Here is an 18,531-nt window from a genome sequence, read left to right on the forward strand (position 1 = left end):
GCACAATCCCTCTCTAGTGAGATGCCGCAATATACGCATAATGCCCCCGAGCAGCGCAAGATGGCCATCGGTGGCGTTACGCCTGCGGGGAGGATGGGGAGGAAAAGCGCGGGAGCGCAGGTCTTTCCATGCTTGAATTTTACCCTGTACGTTTTTCCCGGCCGAATGACCAGCGACGAGGATAGTATGAGCGACTTCAAGATTGCTATTATTGGCGCCGGCAGTGTCGGCTTCACCAAGAAACTCTTCACCGACATTCTCAGCGTGCCGGAGTTCCGGGGCGTGGAATTCGCGCTAACCGATGTGAGCGAGCACAATCTCGGCATGATCAAGTCGATCCTCGACAAGATCGTCGAATCCAACAATCTTCCGGCAAAAGTCACCGCATCGACCGACCGCCGCGAGGCCATTGCCGGTGCACGCTATATCATCTCCTGCGTGCGGGTCGGCGGGCTTTCGGCTTACGCCGACGATATCCGCATTCCCTTGAAATACGGCGTCGACCAGTGTGTCGGCGACACGATCTGCGCCGGTGGAATTCTCTACGGGCAGCGCAACATCCCGGTCATTCTCGACTTCTGCAAGGATATCCGCGAGCTGGCCGAGCCGGGCGCGAAATTTCTCAATTACGCAAACCCGATGGCGATGAACACCTGGGCTGCGATCGAATATGGCAAGGTCGATACGATCGGACTTTGCCATGGGGTCCAGCATGGCGCCGAACAGATCGCCGAAATCCTTGGCGCCAAGGATGGCGAGCTGGACTATATTTGCTCGGGCATCAACCATCAGACCTGGTTTACCGATGTCCGCGTCAAGGGCCGCAGGATCGGCAAGCAAGAACTGGTCGCTGCCTTCCAGGCGCACCCTGTCTTCTCGCAACAGGAAAAACTGCGCATCGACGTTTTGAAGCGGTTTGGCGTGTATTCTACCGAGAGCAACGGCCATCTTTCGGAATACCTACCTTGGTATCGCAAGCGGCCGGAGGAAATTACCCGCTGGATCGATATGTCCGACTGGATCCACGGGGAGACCGGCGGCTACCTTCGCTATTCGACCGAGACCCGCAATTGGTTCGAGACCGAGTTTCCGCAATTCCTGAAGGATGCGGAACGGCCGATCGATCCGGCACACCGCTCCAACGAGCATGCCAGCCATATTCTTGAAGCGCTGGAAACCGGGCGTGTCTATCGCGGTCATTTTAACGTCAAGAACAACGGCGTCATCACCAATCTGCCATCGGATGCGATCATCGAATCGCCCGGATTTGTCGATCGCTTCGGCATCAACATGGTCGCTGGCATAACACTTCCGGAAGCCTGTGCCGCCACCTGCATTTCTTCGATCAACGTCCAGCGCATGTCGGTGCATGCCGCCATATCAGGCGATATCGACCTGTTGAAGCTCGCCGTCCTCCACGATCCGCTGGTCGGCGCGATCTGCACGCCGGACGAGGTTTGGCAGATGGTCGACGAGATGGTGGTGGCGCAGGCGCAGTGGCTACCCCAATACGCCGATGCCATTCCGGCAGCCCGGGAACGTCTGAGCAAGGGAACGGTCAAGACCCGTGACTGGAACGGCGTTGCCCGTCGCGCGGTTCGCTCGATCGACGAACTTCGCGCCGAGAAGGAAGCGACAAAACTCAAGGCAGCCAGCTAGACGCATGGCGTGCTGACGATGCGGGACCTGTTTTCGGAGGAGGAGGCAGGTCTGGGAGTGGGCGATTTTTAGCCCGCTCTGTTCCGGCAGACGGCATGATGCCGCCCCGCCGGGTGCTTTTAGGAGGAGAGCCGCCCATACCGGCCGGCCCGAAGCATAAGGGAGAACCAACGACAATGAGCAGCTTTTTCACCCCAAGAAAACCGCCGCCCTGCTTTTGGGCGTATCGGCTTTCGCAGTAACGTCCTGGGCCTCAGAGCCCACGATTGTTCCGGAAGCCCAACCATTTCCGGGCCAGGGCAAGATCACGTACGTGCCGCGCAATTCGATCGAGGAATTCAAGGCGCTGCCGAAATATAGCGAACCGGAATGGGTCACGAAGAATTTCGTCGACACCGGAAAGTTGCCGCCTCTGGCCGAGCGCCTGCCCAAGGAGCCGCTGGTGTTCAAGACCGCCAACATGCCAGACGGCGTCGGCGTCTATGGCGATACGTTGCGCCATGTCATTGGCGGGCGGCCGGAAGGCTGGAATTACTCGGCGGGACAGACCCAAGGCTGGGGCGGCATCGATATTGCCATGTCCGAATGCCTGACCCGCACGGCACCGCTTTTCCAGGTGGAAGCGACCGACGTCGAACCCCTGCCGAACCTCGCCAAAAGCTGGGACTGGTCGGCAGATGGCCACAAGCTCACCATGCACCTAGTCGAAGGCGCAAAGTGGTCTGACGGTGTCGACTTCACCTCCGATGACCTGATGTTTTACTGGGACGACAATGTCGTCGACCCCAATGTGTCGCCGCTGAATGGTGCCACGCAGGAAACCTTCGGCGAAGGCACGACGCTCAAGGCCATCGACAAATACACCGTCGAATGGACTTTCAAGGAAGCGTTTCCCCGCCAGTATCTGTTTGCCATGGCCTATGGGACGTTTTGCCCTGGCCCGGCGCATATCCTGAAGACCAAGCACCCGAAATACAACAAGGACGTGACCTACGACCAGTACAAGAACGGTTTCCCGGCCGAGTACATGAACATTCCCGTCATGGGCGCCTGGGTTCCTGTGTCCTATCGGCCGGATGATATCATCGTGTTGCGCCGCAATCCCTTTTACTGGAAAGTCGACGAGAACGGTCAGCAGCTGCCCTATCTCAATGAGATGCATTACAAGCTTTCGACCTGGGCAGACCGCGATGTTCAGGCAATTGCCGGATCGGGTGACTTTTCCAACCTCGAGCAACCGGAAAATTTCGTGGAATCGCTGAAGCGCGCAGCCCAGGAAACCGCCCCAGCCCGTCTCGCCTTCGGCGCGCGGCTGATCGGCTACAATCTGCGCATGAACCTTTCCGCCAACGGCTGGGGTGAACCCGACCAACGCGGGCAGGCTGTTCGGGAACTCAACCGCAACACGGATTTCCGCAAGGCCGTGACCATGGCGCTCGACCGCAAGAAGATTGGCGACTCGCTGGTCAAGGGTCCATTTACCGCGATCTATCCGGGTGGATTGTCCTCGGGCACCAGCTTCTATGATCGCCAATCTACCGTCTATTATCCCTTTGATATCGACGGCGGCAAGGCGCTGCTCGAAAAGATTGGCCTGAAGGATAGCGACAACAACGGCTTCGTCAATTTCCCGGCCGACACCGCTGGCGGCCAGGACGTGCAGGTCGTTCTCCTGGCCAACTCCGACTACGGCACGGACAAGAACCTCGCTGAAGGCGTTATCGGCCAGATGGAGCAACTTGGCATCAAGGTGACGCTCAATTCGCTTGATGGGGTCAAGAAGGACAATGCCCATTATGCGGGCCAGTTTGACTGGACGATCCGGCGCAACGATCCGGAGCTGACATCCGTGGTGCAGAACACCACGCAGTTGGCTGCCACAGGTCCGCGGACGAGTTGGCATCATCGCGCCGGCAAGGATGGCACGGTCGATCTTCTGCCCTATGAGACAGAGCTTGTCGGCATCGTCAACAAGTTCATCGGCTCGCAGGACAACGGCGAACGGTCGGAGTTGATGAAGCAGTATCAGAAGATCGCAACGGAGAATGTTGATACGGTCGGCCTCACGGAATATCCAGGCGCGTTGATCATCAACAAGCGCTTCTCCAACGTGCCGGTCGGCGCCCCGATCTTCATGTTCAACTGGGCAGAGGATACGGTGATCCGCGAACGCATGTTCGTGGCTGCCGACAAACAGGGCGACTTCGAACTCTTCCCGCAGCAGCTTCCCGGCAAGCCCGGCGAGGCCGGCCCGATCAACTGATCCTCCCGACGCTTCGGGCCGCCCAGCGCGGCCCGAAGCCACCCTGACACACAAGAGAACCCAACAGCCATGTTCCGATTTCTGCTTGTGCGCATCGCATCCGCAATCCCCGTGCTCTTCGTGCTGAGCGTCGTCACCTTCGCGATCATCCAGGCACCGCCGGGCGACTACAGCGACTATATCCGCTCGCAAATGATCAATCAGGGGGCGCCACCTTCGAGCAGGCCGATGCCCAGGCACAGGCCTACAAGATCGCCAACGGCCTGGATAAGCCGATGGTCGTCCAGTACGTCAACTGGATCACGGGCATCGTGACACGAGGCGATTTCGGCCATAGCCTGTTCTACAACAAGCCTGTTTCCGAGGTTGTCGGCGAGCGTCTGCCCCGCACGCTCGCCTTGGCGCTTGTGTGCCATATTCTCGCATCGATCATCGGCATCACCTTCGGCATTCTTGCCGCCACGCGACAATATACCTGGGTCGATACGCTGCTTTCCGGCATTTCCTTCCTCGGCATGACGGTGCCGCGCTTCCTGATGGCGCTGATCATCGTCTATATCCTGGTGTTCCATTTCAACGTCACCGAGATCAACAGCTTCCACTCCGCCAAATATGGCGGGGCGCCGTGGTCCTGGGACAAGTTCGTCGATCTTCTCAAGCATGTCTGGCCGGTCATCGCCATCGCCACCTTCGGCGGCCTCGCCTACAATATGCGGGTCATGCGCGGAAACCTGCTTGATACGCTGAACGCCCAATATGTCGAGACCGCGCGCGCCAAGGGTCTGTCCGAACGCAAGGTCATCCTGCACCATGCCGTTCCCAATGCCTTGCATCCGCTGGTCATGTATCAGGGCGTCGTATTGCCCTACATGTTGACCGGCGAGATCGAGACGGCGATCATCTTCGCGCTTCCGACCGTCGGCCCGGCCATTGTCGGCTCGATGTGGGTCGGCGATGTCTATGTCACGGCAACCTTCATGCTGGTGCTCTCGGCCACACTGATCGTCGGCAACATCATCGCCGACATGCTTCTGGCATTGCTCGATCCGCGCGTCCGTCTGGGTGGAGGAGCCCACGCATGAACGTAGAGGTTCAAACAGCCGTCATCGTCCCGACACCACCGGCAAACCACGGCAATGAGACCTATTCGGCGCTGGTTTGGCGCCGCCTGAAGCGCTCTTGGACCGGCATGGCAGGCCTCGTCCTCGTGTGCATGCTCATGCTGATGACGATCTTCGCGGAGTTCTTTTCCCCTGTTGACCCGAAGCTCACCGGCGTTGCTTTCGCCCCGCCGCAGACAATCAGCATCACTGACCAGGAGGGCAGCCTCGTTTGGCCGCGCACCTATCAGGTCGGGGAGGGCACAGAACTCGACCCGATCACCTTCCAGCCGATCGTCGGCCCTGACTATGCCAACCCGCTCGACCTCGGCTTCTTCGTCAAGGGTTTTCACTACCGGTTCCTCGGCCTGGTCCCGACAGACCGCCACTTCTTCGGCGCAACGAACGGTACACCGGTGAATTTCCTTGGCACCGACAAATTCGGCCGCGATGTCTTGTCGCGCATCTTTCATGGCTCGCGCGTCTCATTGATGATCGCGCTCACCGTGGTCTTCATTGTCACCGTCGTCGGCACCACGGTGGGCATGGTGTCAGGCTATTTCGGCGGGCGCTTCGATACGTGGATGCAGCGCTTCGTCGAGCTGGTTCTCGCCTTTCCGCAGCTCCCGCTCTACCTGGCGCTGACCTCGCTCATCCCCGTGACGGCGCCGACCAATGTTTTCCTCGCCTTCGTCATCTTTGTCATGTCGGCGCTCGGCTGGGCGCAGATGTCACGCGAAGTGCGCGGCAAGACGCTGGCGCTGGCGCGGATCGACTATGTCCGGGCGGCGATGGCGATCGGCGCCACCGATCGGCGGATCATCTTCCAGCACATTTTCCCCAATGTCATGAGCCATGTGATCGTCTCGGTGACGCTGGCCATCCCGAGCGTCGTGCTGCTTGAATCCTTCCTTGGCTTTCTCGGTTTTGCGGTGAAACCGCCGCTGATGTCCTGGGGACTGATGCTGCAGGACACCTCGACCTATTCCGTCATCGGATCCTATCCCTGGATCCTATCTCCCGTGGCCTTCGTGCTGATCACCGTCTTTGCGTTCAATGCGCTGGGCGATGGCCTGCGCGACGCCGTCGACCCGTACTGAGGAGACGACCATGGCACCCGTGGACATTTCAACGCTGGCACCGGAACAACGGCACGATCACGCTGCAGCCGTCGGCACGCCGATCATCGACGCCCGGCATGTGGCCGTGAAATTCAAGGTCGAGAGCGGAACGGTGGACGCCGTGAAGGACGTCTCCTTCCAGCTTTATCGCGGCGAGACGATTGCAGTGGTTGGAGAATCCGGCTCGGGAAAATCCGTCACCGCCCGCACGATCATGGGTCTGCTGACCAAGCGGGCCACCGTCTCGGAGCGATCCAGCATCGAATATGACGGTAAGAACGTACTGAAATTCTCCGATCGCCAGCGCCGCGCGTTGCGCGGCAACCGCATTTCAATGATCTTCCAGGAGCCGATGAGTTCGCTCAATCCGGTCTATACGATCGGCACTCAAATCATCGAGGCAATCCGCGTCCACCAGAAGATGAGCAGCAAACAGGCGGCGGCGCGCACGCTGGAGCTTCTGCGCCAGGTGCAGATCCCCGATCCGGAATCGCGCATCAACCAGTATCCGCACCAGCTTTCCGGCGGCCAGCGGCAGCGCATTATGATTGCCATGGCACTTGCCAACAGCCCGGACGTGCTGGTGGCCGACGAGCCGACAACGGCGCTCGACGTCACTGTACAAGCACAGATCCTCAACCTCATCCGTGACCTGCAGAAAAAGCTTGGCATGGCAGTGATCCTGATCACCCATGATCTCACCGTCGTTCGCCAGTTCTCTGACTATGTCTACGTGATGCAAAATGGCGAGGTGAAGGAGCACAACACCACTTCAGCCCTGTTCCAGAATCCGCAGCATCCCTATACGCGCCACCTGCTCAATTCCGAGCCGAAGGGCATGGCCAACCCGATGCCGGTCGATTCCGCCGCCATTCTTGAGGGCCGCGACGTGCGCGTTTCCTTCATGCTAAAGGCAGGCGGTTTCTTCAAGCCCCAATTGAAGGAGCTGGTCGCGGTCGACAGCCTGTCGATCAAACTCCATCGTCACGAGACGCTGGGTCTCGTCGGCGAATCCGGCTCGGGAAAGACCACCTTCGGCCAGGCCCTCGTCAAGCTGCTGCGGGTGGACGGCGGTGAAATCCTGTTCGACGGCCAGTCGATCGAACACAAGACGCGTGAAGAAATGCGGCCTCTGCGCTCGCGCATGCAGGTGGTTTTCCAGGACCCGTTCTCGTCGCTCAATCCGCGCATGTCGGTCGGCCAGATCATCGAGGAAGGCCTTGTTGTCAACAAGCTCGGCGCGACACGCAACGAACGGCTGGAGCGGGTGCGCGAAGCGCTGAGCAGCGCCGGCCTGCCCAACAACATCCTGTCGCGCTTCCCGCATGAGTTTTCCGGCGGCCAGCGCCAGCGCATCGCCATTGCCCGCGCCGTGGCGCTGGAGCCCGAATTCATCCTGCTTGACGAGCCGACGTCCGCGCTCGACCTTTCCGTGCAGGCGCAAATCATCGAACTGCTGCGCAAGCTGCAGGACGAAAAAGGACTGAGCTATCTCTTTATCTCCCACGATCTGAAGGTCGTGCGCGCACTCTGCCACCGGGTGGTGGTGATGCAGCATGGCAAGATTGTCGAAGAAGGCGCTGTCGAAGACGTTCTGACCCATCCCAAGACCGCCTACACCGAACGGCTCGTCAGAGCCGCGTTCGAAGTAGCCGCATAACCGTTAGACGAGAGGCCTATTCCATGACCAGACAACCAAAGATCACCTTCATCGGCGCCGGCTCGACCGTGTTCATGAAAAACATCGTCGGCGACGTTCTGCAGCGCCCGGCGCTGTCGGGTGCGAAGATTGCCTTGATGGACATCAATCCGCAGCGGCTGGAAGAAAGCGAAGTGGTTGTGAGCAAGTTGATTGCGACGCTCGGTGCCAAAGCCACGATCGAGCTGCATTCAAACCAGCGCAATGCGCTTGACGGTGCCGATTTCGTCGTCGTCGCCTTCCAGATCGGCGGCTACGAGCCCTGCACCGTCACCGACTTCGAAGTGCCGAAGAAATACGGCCTGCGCCAGACGATTGCCGATACGCTCGGCGTCGGCGGCATCATGCGCGGACTTCGCACCGTGCCGCATCTCTGGTCGATCTGCGAGGACATGATGCAGGTCTGCCCGCAGGCGATCCTCTTACAATATGTAAACCCGATGGCGATCAACACCTGGGCGATCTCGGAAAAGTACCCTGAGATCAAGCAGGTCGGCCTGTGCCATTCGGTCCAGGGCACGGCGATGGAACTGGCCCATGATCTCGACCTCCCTTACGAGGAAATCCGCTACCGCTCGGCCGGCATCAACCATATGGCCTTCTTCCTGAAGTTCGAGCATCGCCAGGCTGACGGTTCCTATCGCGACCTCTATCCGGACCTGGTGCGCGGCTACCGCGAAGGCAGGGCCCCGAAGCCCGGCTGGAACCCGCGCTGCCCCAACAAGGTGCGTTACGAGATGCTGACGCGTCTTGGCTATTTCGTCACCGAAAGCTCGGAGCATTTTGCCGAATACACGCCCTATTTCATCAAGGACGGCCGACCCGACCTGATTGAGAAATTCGGTATTCCGCTGGATGAATATCCCAAGCGCTGCGTTGAGCAGGTCGAGAGATGGAAGGGCGAAGCCGCCGCCTATCGCACGGCCGACAAGATCGAGGTCGCGCAATCGAAGGAATATGCCTCCTCGATCATGAACTCGGTCTGGACCGGCGAGCCCTCCGTTATCTACGGAAACCTGCGCAACAATGGCTGCATTACCTCGCTACCGGACAATTGCGCCGCCGAAGTGCCATGCCTCGTCGATGAGAACGGCATCCAGCCGACCTATATCGGTGCGCTTCCGCCGCAGCTGACGGCCCTGATCCGCACCAACATCAATGTGCAGGAACTGACGGTTGCGGCGATGATGACGGAGAATCGCGAACATCTGTATCACGCTGCGATGATGGACCCGCATACGGCAGCCGAGCTCGATCTCGACCAGATCTGGTCGCTGACCGACGACCTGCTGGCCGCCCACGACACCTGGATCCCGCAATGGGCCCGTGTTTCGAAGAAGGTTCACGCTGGGTAAACGCACCCCGGTTGCTGGTTGCACCAGCGGCATGACCCATCACTCAGCCGTCAGATCGAACCGCATTCGGGGGGCAATTTCATGAGGTTGTTGTCGAATGCTTGCTCATTTTCTCGGTTGGCGGCAAAAGGAACCAGGTCCGACATAGCCGTGGACCTCAAGACCAGCTAGGCCGAAACGAAATTGGGAAGACGCAGGGACGCCGTCGACTTAAGGTTTGGGACGACTGGCACGATCTGCCGCTGACTATCGCTTCATGTCATCGCATGGCAGCCCCGCGTTGCACGCCGGCGGGGCTCCATGCGGCGACACATGTCGAACCGCTCGCTGGCGTGCCAACCACTCTGGCGCTATCACAAGCGACGGAGGTGCGAGACGCGCCCGTGACCTGATTGCTCCGCGCGCGACGGCGCAGCCATTCATCAAGACTGACATGCCCGCTATCGAATAGGTCGAGTTCATGCGCTTCATCAAGGAGCGTCGGGGCGGAAAGCACTATGTCTGCGAGGGTTTCGGTATATTCATCAGCCGCTCTAACCTTCACCGGTTGGCGCTGGTCGAGGACGGCCAGATACTGCGCATAGCTTTCGGAAACGACCAGAATAAGCGTTTAGTCAAGCACCGCGTCTTCCGCAGCGCGCCGCGTCAAATCATGAAGTGTGAGCGCGTTTCGCCATGCCCTCTCGCGGCGGGGTCGATCAGAACGCGCACATCGTCGCGCACCCACAATTTTTCCAAGGCGCGTCGTTCTATCCGAGGTGGATTTTGCTCCCATAGTGTTTGTCCTTCTCTGCCCACCACCAGTCCCCAGACCGGCGTGAAAGAAGCGCGTGGAACACGATCTAACCAGCCTATTCTTGTTCATCCTGAACAATCTGATCAGCAGGAATTGTAATTCTAAAACTTGTTCCCTGCATGTGTGCGGTTTCGACAACGATGCTCCAACCAAGTTGTTTCAGTGCCTTGGCGACGATTGCTAGCCCCATGCCAGTGCCAATCACACCGTTTCCCGGATTGAGACGGGTAAATGGTTCGAAGATTTTCTCCTTAAACACCGGATCAAAGCCAATACCGTTGTCCGTTATGACATATTCCATGCCTTCGTCCGACAATTGGGTGATTATCGATACCCTCAGCGTGCGGTCTACGGGTGTGTATTTGATTGCGTTACTGATGAGATTTTCGAGAATCTGTGAGACCAGCGTTGGGTCAGCGCGAACGCGAATATCGTGAATGTCAACTTTGACTTCGCCTTTACGGTCACGGATGGACAGTTCGTGCGTTTCCAACGCGTGTTTCGTTTCCTCCTTCAATGACAATTGGTGAATAACGGCTGTGTGCTGATCTAGCTCAGCGTGTTGAAGGATGTTGCGGACAAGATTGCGTGCCCGCTTTGCGGATTCGTTGATTGTCTCAAGGAACATTTTGAGGTCCGGACCTCTGGCTGTATCCTCCTCAATGGCCAATTCCGAGAAAGAGACGATTTTGCGTAAAGGTTCCTGGAGATCGTGAGACGCGAAATGGGCATATTGTGACAGGCTCGTGTTCATTTGCTCGAGCGCATCGGCTTTATCCCGCAGTTCCTGGGTTCGTTGCTGGATACGGAGTTCCAGTTCCGACTTTATCTGCTCCAATTCAGCATATGCACGCTGTTGCTCCTGGCCCGATCTCGCGAGTGCATCGTTCTTTTGCTCGAGCATGACTGTACTTGGCAGCTTCAGCGCCGACGGCATCAGCGTCCAACTGGCCACCGCAGTCGCGCCGGATACCACCGCTGTGGCCGCCTTGAGCACGCCTTCGAAGCTATAGACAGGCTCCCAAAGCGTGATAAATCCGACCAGATGTGTCATCCCGCAGGCGAAAATGAACACGCAAAACAACAGCGCTATGCGGCTGGGAACGAGGTCTGGCCGCCTAATGGTGATATAAAGAATGGCCGTGGGAATTATGAAATAAGAGGAGAATATGACGAGGTCGGATATCGCGTGAAGGGCTATAAGATCCGTTCGCCACGTCATGCAATAACCGTGGGCCAAGAACGAGTTTGTCTCGAAGTACTGGAGAAACTTTTCTAGCATGCCCTCGCCCATCCCCTATTCGGGAATGCCGAGCAATTCCCTTTGAATTGATTGCATGCCCAGCATTGTTTCCGGCTTTGCGAATGCACCGCTTGCCCCAAAGGACAGTGCCTGTTGTTGTGTCTTGTCGCTGTTGGTTGTGCTTACAATGTAGATTGGTACGACGTCGAGACGCCTCATTCTACGAAGGAGCTTCAGCAATTCCAAGCCGTTCATACCCGGCATGTTTATGTCAACGCATATGCAATCCGGAAGTTCGTTTTCTTGTTCGCCTAATGTATCAAAAAATCCAACGCATCCTGCCCACTATAAAAAACTGTAATCTTAACTTGCATGGCAGTCTTTATTTCAAGCCGCTTCAGCGAGGTTGACATCAGAAAGATATCATCTCTGTCATCATCAACTTGTAATGGCCCCATAAATATCCGGACACGATCTCCCACTTAACAAGTGTGCGAGGTAATGTGCCCATTATGACCAGTCACAGTCCTAAAATAGAAGTCCTGTCCGGCCCTGAGCGCCGCCGTCGCTGGTCGACGACAGAGAAGCTTGCCATCATCCAGGAGACATACGAGCCGGACGCGACCGTCAGCATCGTTGCTCGGCGTTACGGCATTCAGCCGAACCAGTTGTTCACGTGGCGTAAGCTCGCCACTCAAGGGGCTCTGACGGCCACGGCTGCGGAGGAGGATGTTGTCCCGGCGTCCGAATATCGTGCCCTTCAGAACCAGGTCAAAGAGTTGCAGCGCCTGCTCGGCAAGAAGACGATGGAAGGCGAGATTCTCAAAGAGGCGCTTGAGATCGCCACCGGCCCAAAAAACATCTGTTGCGCTCGCTGTCATTGCCGAAGGGAAGTTCCCGATGACGGCTGTGTGCGAGACTTTTGATGTTGCCCGGTCAAACATGGCTCAGCGTGTGAAACAGCGTCCCTCCAAAGCCCGTGGTCGGCCACCGCTCGCCGATGATGATCTCGTCGATGAAATCAAAGCGATCATCTCCGAGATGCCGACCTACGGATATCGCCGTGTTCATGCGATCTTACGCCGTAAAGCCCGCAGCGAAAGCCGTCCATGGCCCATATGTGGACGGCCCCCTACCTGCAAGAATTTATTTCGAATGATTTGATCGGATCGCTTGCGTTCATATGTCCGGCCTGTTGGTGCGTTCGCACATGAACGCTGGCCAAGATGGGTTCCGCACCACGAGTTCCAAACAATGCCTCGACCACATGGGCCATTGGGCCAAACGGAGTGTCTCGCGTCTCGGATCGATCGATCATACCATCTGTCGTTCTCTTGCAAGTTCACGTATCAGCGCACGGTAACTTCTGTATCATGCTCACCGTGGCCGACTGAGTTCTTCACGCCGCACAGGCCGGCGCCGACCGAGTCGCATTGCCCCTGTATGCCTCTCCGGTCACCATCATCTTCCAGGCAATGCGGGCGACCTTGTTCGCCAGCGCGACAGCCACCAGCTTGGGAGCCTTGCGCTTGAGTAATTCCATGAGCCATGGCGAGCCGTTTTTGCCGCGTCCCACTCTCACATGGCGAAGCAACGCGGTCGCACCCAACACCAGCGTCTTTCGCAGCACCTCATCCCCGGCTCTCGTGATAACCCCAAGCCTGACCTTGCCAGCGGTCGAATGGTCCCTTGGTGTCAGCCCCATCCACGCGGCGAACTGCCTTCCGGAGGCGAACTGTTTCGGCGCCGGCGCCTTCATCACCAGCAGCACCGCACCGATCGGGCCAACCCCCGGTATCTGAGCAAGCCGGCGGCAGCATTCGTTATTGCGATACCAAGCCATCAGCCTTGCATCCACCGCTTTCAGACGCTCGTTCGCCTGCGCGAACTCCGCAGCCAGGGACGCGAACAAATCGCGCGCCAGATCAGGAACGAAACCGTCCGCCATGATGCGTTCCAGCAGCAGCGAGATATGGCTTATTCCCTTGGCCGCGGTCAGCCCGAACTCGGCCGCATAGCCTCGGATCATATTGGCAAGTGCCGTCTGCGCCGCGACAGCGCGCTCGCGCATGCCAACCAGCATCAGTATGGCCTGCTGATCCGCGCTTTTCGTCGGAACGAACCGCATCGTCGGACGACTCATCGCCTCGCATAGTGCCTCGGCATCAGCGGCGTCGTTTTTTCCGCGTTTGACATAAGGCTTCACGAGCTGCGGCGCGATCAGCTTCACCTCATGCCCCAGCGAAGTCAGCAGCCGGGCCCAGTGATGCGAGGCACCGCAGGCTTCGATCGCAATCACCGTCGACGGGCATTTTGTGAAGTAATCCACCATTTCCTTGCGGCGCATCTTCTTGCGCAGGACCGGTTGCTCGGCAGCATTCACCCCATGCAATTGAAAGACACTCTTTGACGTATCCATACCGATACGGATAATCTGTTCCACGGACCGCTCCTTTGTTTGAGATCTTCAACGACTAAACTTGGCACATTTCGATGCCGTTCGGAGGCCGTCCACCCCAACAACGCCAAACGCGTTTATCGGGTGATGAAGGTGCACGGCCTGCTTCTCCAACGCCATACTGGAGCCATTGACAACCGCCGCCACGATGGTCGCGTTGCTGTCGCTCAGTCGAATTTGCGTTGGTGCTCAGACGGTTTCGAAATCGGCTGCGATAACAAGGAAAAGGTCCGCGTTGCCTTTGCGCTCGACTGCTGTGACCGCGAGGCCATTGCCCATGTCGCCACCACTGAAGGCATCAAGAGCGAAGATGTTCAGGACCTTGTCATAACGGCCGTCGAAAACCGTTTCGGCCGCATCAATATCCTTCCTAAGCCCATAGAATGGCTGACCGACAATGGATCGTGCTTTATTGCCGCAGACACGAAATCACTGCTTCTGGATATTGGGATGGAGCCTCGCACGACACCGGTCCGCAGCCCTCAGTCCAACGGAATGGCAGAAGCCTTCGTCAAAACCTTCAAGCGCGATTACATCTCGGTCAACCCCATCCCGGACGCCGAAACGGTCATCGCCCAACTGCCATTGTGGTTTGAGCATTACAACACGCTTCACCCCCACAAGGCTTTAGGATATCGATCTCCGCGCGAGTTCTTAAACCGTCAAACAGAAATCTGATCCTGTCCGGTTTTTATGGGGCAACTCCAATCACACCCTGACCGAGCCAACCCGTTGGTCTCCTCTAAAAACCTCCCTCTATCGCTTATTTTCTGGTTCAAGCGACCTGCGTGACTGGCGTGAGCGGATGATGCGTGGACAGCTTGGGAATCGGACGACAAAATCAGTATGTTTCGAGCCGTCATGATGCCCTCGAGGCGGCATTTTTTCCGCCGGGCCCTCTCCAAATGCGATCGGGATGCAAAACGAACTGGTGGAACAATGCGTCCACGACAAGGACAGCTACGGCAGCGTGGAGCATCTTGCCTTTGTCATGGAACTCCGCTCACAAAGGCCCTGGTAAACTGCGGGCCTTATCGAACGTTCCAGTTCTCCACTAAAGCGGCCATGCCTGGAGGTAGCCGGTAAGCCAGGTCGTTCCTCAGCAAGATCAAGCTGAGATTGTGGCGGTCGCCCCCAGAGGACGACACCGAGGTCATGGTCAGTTGGACAAGTGCAGAATTAATTCTCGCTCGTGCTCAATTCGGGCTAATGAGAACGCGCCTGCAGGTTTCGGCCCCCGTCGCCTGAAAAGATCACGGGTTTATCCTGAACCGCGATCGCGGTGGGGCGGGGCGTTGAACCGGAAGCGCGCGATGCCGCTGCACGACCTTGCGTTGGTGATACGCCCGCGCTCACCTACTTCGGATTTACACCCTAATCTGTCCGATGATCACTTCCACTTTGGCGTCGATCACGATTCTCAGATCGCGAAGCATTTCTGCCGACGACAAAAAAGCTGCGCGCACCTCGCTTTCGCGTCGCCGTTCCATGGACGCGGTGATGGTAGCAAGATTGATCAAATTGTCATCTGCCGTCCTGCTGCTGGCGGCTCTGGCGACGTCGCGCATGTCTCGGATGGCGGAGATTGCGCGCGTCAACAATTGGCGCCTCTCAAGGAGAGATGCCCGTTCGAGCGAATTTGCGGCCCGGACCAGTTCGGCGATCAAATCTGTTGTTGCGGTCATACGTGATCACTTGCAGGCCGTACGCAGTTGTCAACCAAATATTCTCGGTTCAGTGCTTAGCAGCACCATTTTACGACCTGGACCGGGCTAGGGATGCCGTCAACCGCATCGTGCTGGTAAGCCATGCCCGAGGCATCAACCCCTTGCCATTCGGGCCACATGCTGAGCGTATATTCCCAGCGTGCTGCCGACGCTGGCATCCCTGGTCTGCCGATTTTCCGTGTCCACGAACACCACCCCTGCCTGATCACTCGGACAGTCACCAAATCACGTCAAATCAACCGGGTCATGACGCAGAATTCCCCGCTTTGGATATTGCGGCTGTAAACACGACATTCCTGCCCGGAGTTTGAGCTTCGCCAAGAGCGGGCTCACTCGTCATCGAACGAAACAGTGCGCGCCCGTCGATACCCGGATGGCCCATGCTGCAGATGCGCTCGCAGCTAGGCTTTTCCTTTGCAGAGCCCCTACCGGATTATCACAAACATCATGCTGTCGGGCCAAGTACGACCGGGTTAGGACGACTATGCCGCTACGCAGACCGAAAGGTGAGGCACAGAACGCGTGGCAAGAATAGGCGATGATGTGGACATAGGGAGAATTTTCCCATCCTGCTGGCTTTGAAGATCATTTAGGGTGCTATAGAGTCGGAACTCGAAGGCGGTTCTGGCTTCCAAGCCGATGCGCGCATTTAAAAGGGAACAGAGTGTGCCGGGAATATCGGCCATTCTGTTTTTTATTGACTGAAACAGGCAAAGGGGATGGGTAGTTGCGCATTACAATGGTTGGCTCTGGCTATGTTGGTCTGGTTTCTGGGGTCTGCTTTGCCGATTTCGGGCATTCGGTTGTCTGTGTCGACAAGGACGTATCGAAAATCGAGAAACTGCGCGAGGGACACATTCCGATTTTTGAGCCGGGTCTCGATGCCTTGGTCGCAGACAATATTGCCGCGGGGCGCCTGACATTCTCCACCAACCTCGCTGAATGCGTCCAGGATAGCGACGTCGTTTTCATCGCTGTGGGCACACCGTCCCGTCGCGGTGATGGGCATGCCGATCTGAGCTATGTTTATGATGCGGCCCGCGAAATCGCAGGTCACCTGACGAAATTCACGGTCATCGTCACCAAGTCAACCGTGCCTGTTGGAACTGGTGACGAAATCGAACGGATCATGCGCGAAGTGAACCCCGACGTCGATCTGGCTGTGGTTTCCAATCCGGAATTCCTTCGCGAAGGGGCTGCAATCGACGATTTTAAGCGGCCGGACCGTATCGTCATTGGCCTGTCTGATGATCGCGCCGGCGCAATCATGACGGATGTGTATCGTCCGCTTTATCTCAATCAGGCACCGCTTTTGTTTACAACCAGGCGCACATCCGAGCTGATCAAATATGCCGGGAACGCGTTTCTTGCCATGAAGATCACGTTCATCAACGAAATGGCCGATCTGTGCGAAAAGGTTGGAGCCGATGTGCAGGACGTTGCGCGGGGCATCGGCCTCGACGGGAGAATAGGATCAAAGTTCTTGCATGCTGGTCCAGGTTACGGTGGCTCGTGTTTCCCTAAGGATACATTGGCACTGGTCAAGACTGCGCAGGATCATGAAAGCCCTGTTCGGCTGATTGAAACGACTGTGAGCATCAACGACAACCGAAAGCGTGCTATGGGCAGGCGGGTTATCGCTGCTGCAGGTGGGGACATTCGAGGCAAAAAAGTTGCCATCCTAGGGCTAACCTTCAAGCCGAACACGGACGATATGCGCGACAGTCCGGCAATCGCCATTGTTCAAGCCCTCGTCGATGCTGGCGCCAATGTCATTGGCTACGACCCCGAAGGCATGGAAAACGCCCGCAACGTTATTGAGGGGCTGGACTACGCATCGGGCCCTTACGAAGCCGCGAAAGACGCGGACGTTTTGGTGATCGTCACGGAATGGAACCAGTTTCGCGTACTGGATTTCGCGCGACTGAAGGGCATTATGAAAAGCCCCGTTCTCGTCGACCTACGAAACATCTATAGCAACGATGATGTCACAAAGCATGGCTTCCACTATTCCAGCCTTGGACGGCCGAACTAAAGAGATTCGACTGGCCACAATTGGGAGTAACCCCGTGCGATACCTAATTACCGGAACCGCCGGTTTCGTTGGTTTCCATCTAGCAAAGCGATTGATCGATGACGGCCATTTCGTGGTCGGCTTCGATGGAATGACGGACTATTATGACGTCAATCTTAAAAAGAAGCGCAAGGCAATTCTCGAAAGATCAAACGGTTACAGGCATTTCGATGGAATGCTGGAGGATGTTTCTGCGCTGCAAGAGGCAGCTGCTGATTGCCAGCCCGACGTCATCGTACACCTGGCAGGCCAGGCTGGAGTCCGTTACAGTCTGGAGTTTCCGGATACCTATATCTCTTCGAATCTGGTCGGAACCTTCAATATTCTTCAGATTGCGAAAGAATGCCAACCAAAGCACCTCCTGATTGCATCTTCGAGTTCAATCTATGGCGGCAATTCCGAGATGCCGTTCTCTGAATCCCATAAGGCGGATTGGCCCATTACACTTTATGCGGCGACGAAGAAATCCGTTGAGGAAATGTCGCATGCCTATGCGCACCTTTGGAAAATACCAACGACATGCTTCCGCTTTTTACGGTCTATGGGCCGTGGGGCCGGCCCGACATGGCGCTGTTCAAGTTCGTGTCTGCGATCGAGAAGGGCGAGCCGATCGAAGTTTACGGCGAAGGCAAGATGAGCCGCGACTTTACCTATATCGACGATCTCGTTGAGAGCATCGTCCGCTTGGCGGATGTCGTGCCCGCGGAAACCAGCCCGCTGGTGGCCGAGGACATCAAGGATTCTCTTTCCCCGGTGGCACCTTGGCGTGTCGTCAACATTGGCGGCGGCAATCCCGTCGGCCTAATGGCCTTCATCGAAACGATTGAGGCGTGCCTGGGAAAGCAAGCCGTTATGACCATGCTTCCCATGCAGAAAGGCGACGTCCAGTCTACCTATGCCGACCCAACTCTCTTGCAGGCGCTGACCGGCTACTTGCCCCAGACCAGCGTCGAAGACGGGGTTCGTAACTTCGTTAAATGGTTTTCTGTCTACAATCGGACGGGCTCTTAAGCGGAGCAAGCGCGAGTTTCGGCAG

10 protein-coding genes and 4 pseudogenes are annotated in these 18,531 nt (G+C 57.3%); 11 read left to right on the top strand and 3 right to left on the bottom strand.

Features of this window, described 5'->3' with window-relative positions; genetic code table 11:
* Positions 1–186: 186 nt before the first annotated feature.
* From P6U16_RS22310 to P6U16_RS22345, 7 genes and pseudogenes are all read left to right on the top strand, one after another.
* Positions 187–1,659: an alpha-glucosidase/alpha-galactosidase gene (locus P6U16_RS22310; protein WP_277704528.1), complete on the top strand. Its 1,473-nt coding sequence runs from the start codon at positions 187–189 to the stop codon at positions 1,657–1,659.
* A 211-nt stretch (positions 1,660–1,870) separates the two neighbouring features.
* Positions 1,871–3,922 carry an ABC transporter substrate-binding protein gene (locus P6U16_RS22315; RefSeq protein ID WP_277704862.1) on the top strand — a complete coding sequence of 684 codons (2,052 nt, stop codon included), beginning with the start codon at positions 1,871–1,873 and terminating at the stop codon, positions 3,920–3,922.
* A gap of 69 nt (positions 3,923–3,991) precedes the next feature.
* A pseudogene (locus tag P6U16_RS22320) lies at positions 3,992–5,004 on the top strand (ABC transporter permease).
* On the top strand, positions 5,001–6,122 hold the full coding sequence (locus tag P6U16_RS22325) for an ABC transporter permease (RefSeq protein ID WP_277704529.1): 1,122 nt from the start codon (positions 5,001–5,003) through the stop codon (positions 6,120–6,122). Before P6U16_RS22320 ends, P6U16_RS22325 begins: the two are co-directional and overlap by 4 nt.
* A 10-nt stretch (positions 6,123–6,132) precedes the next feature.
* A complete protein-coding gene (locus P6U16_RS22330; protein WP_277704530.1) occupies positions 6,133–7,803 on the top strand; it encodes an ABC transporter ATP-binding protein in 1,671 nt (556 codons plus the stop codon).
* Between the two features lie 23 nt (positions 7,804–7,826).
* Positions 7,827–9,197 carry an alpha-glucosidase/alpha-galactosidase gene (locus tag P6U16_RS22335; protein WP_277704531.1) on the top strand — a complete coding sequence of 457 codons (1,371 nt, stop codon included), beginning with the start codon at positions 7,827–7,829 and terminating at the stop codon, positions 9,195–9,197.
* A 460-nt stretch (positions 9,198–9,657) separates the two neighbouring features.
* Positions 9,658–10,092, top strand: coding sequence for a hypothetical protein (locus P6U16_RS22345; RefSeq protein WP_277704883.1), 435 nt, complete (start codon positions 9,658–9,660; stop codon positions 10,090–10,092).
* Here P6U16_RS22345 and P6U16_RS22350 read toward each other — a convergent pair.
* The gene (locus P6U16_RS22350; RefSeq protein ID WP_277704532.1) at positions 10,049–11,287 is read right to left on the bottom strand and encodes a HAMP domain-containing sensor histidine kinase; all 1,239 of its coding nucleotides are present in this window, start codon (positions 11,285–11,287) and stop codon (positions 10,049–10,051) included. The two genes, P6U16_RS22345 and P6U16_RS22350, sit on opposite strands and share 44 nt — an antisense overlap.
* Positions 11,288–11,748: 461 nt before the next feature.
* Here P6U16_RS22350 and P6U16_RS22355 point away from each other — a divergent pair.
* Positions 11,749–12,331 (top strand): annotated as a pseudogene (locus P6U16_RS22355) (transposase); the annotation flags it as partial.
* Between the two features lie 304 nt (positions 12,332–12,635).
* Here the strand turns inward: P6U16_RS22355 and P6U16_RS22360 are convergent.
* Positions 12,636–13,679 carry an IS110 family transposase gene (locus tag P6U16_RS22360; RefSeq protein WP_277704136.1) on the bottom strand — a complete coding sequence of 348 codons (1,044 nt, stop codon included), beginning with the start codon at positions 13,677–13,679 and terminating at the stop codon, positions 12,636–12,638.
* A 78-nt stretch (positions 13,680–13,757) separates the two neighbouring features.
* Here P6U16_RS22360 and P6U16_RS22365 point away from each other — a divergent pair.
* Positions 13,758–14,372, top strand: a pseudogene (locus P6U16_RS22365) (DDE-type integrase/transposase/recombinase); the annotation flags it as partial.
* A gap of 689 nt (positions 14,373–15,061) precedes the next feature.
* Here the strand turns inward: P6U16_RS22365 and P6U16_RS22370 are convergent.
* Entirely contained in the window at positions 15,062–15,379 is a 318-nt protein-coding gene (locus P6U16_RS22370; protein ID WP_277704533.1) for a hypothetical protein, read from the bottom strand.
* Positions 15,380–16,148: 769 nt separating this feature from the next.
* Here P6U16_RS22370 and P6U16_RS22375 point away from each other — a divergent pair.
* A complete protein-coding gene (locus P6U16_RS22375; RefSeq protein ID WP_277704534.1) occupies positions 16,149–17,456 on the top strand; it encodes a UDP-glucose/GDP-mannose dehydrogenase family protein in 1,308 nt (435 codons plus the stop codon).
* Between the two features lie 34 nt (positions 17,457–17,490).
* Positions 17,491–18,506 (top strand): annotated as a pseudogene (locus tag P6U16_RS22380) (NAD-dependent epimerase/dehydratase family protein).
* Positions 18,507–18,531 lie beyond the last annotated feature (25 nt).

The sequence above is a fragment of the Rhizobium sp. 32-5/1 genome (assembly GCF_029537235.1).
Lineage (GTDB): Bacteria > Pseudomonadota > Alphaproteobacteria > Rhizobiales > Rhizobiaceae > Pararhizobium.

What these genes read in the sequence shown, in the direction of transcription:
- P6U16_RS22310 (WP_277704528.1), top strand. Translation starts at nt 187, where the DNA reads ATGAGCGACTTCAAGATTGCTATTATTGGCGCCGGCAGTGTCGGCTTC.
- P6U16_RS22325 (WP_277704529.1), top strand. Translation starts at nt 5,001, where the DNA reads ATGAACGTAGAGGTTCAAACAGCCGTCATCGTCCCGACACCACCGGCA.
- P6U16_RS22330 (WP_277704530.1), top strand. Translation starts at nt 6,133, where the DNA reads ATGGCACCCGTGGACATTTCAACGCTGGCACCGGAACAACGGCACGAT.
- P6U16_RS22335 (WP_277704531.1), top strand. Translation starts at nt 7,827, where the DNA reads ATGACCAGACAACCAAAGATCACCTTCATCGGCGCCGGCTCGACCGTG.
- P6U16_RS22345 (WP_277704883.1), top strand. Translation starts at nt 9,658, where the DNA reads ATGCGCTTCATCAAGGAGCGTCGGGGCGGAAAGCACTATGTCTGCGAG.
- P6U16_RS22350 (WP_277704532.1), bottom strand. Translation starts at nt 11,287, where the DNA reads ATGGGCGAGGGCATGCTAGAAAAGTTTCTCCAGTACTTCGAGACAAAC.
- P6U16_RS22370 (WP_277704533.1), bottom strand. Translation starts at nt 15,379, where the DNA reads ATGACCGCAACAACAGATTTGATCGCCGAACTGGTCCGGGCCGCAAAT.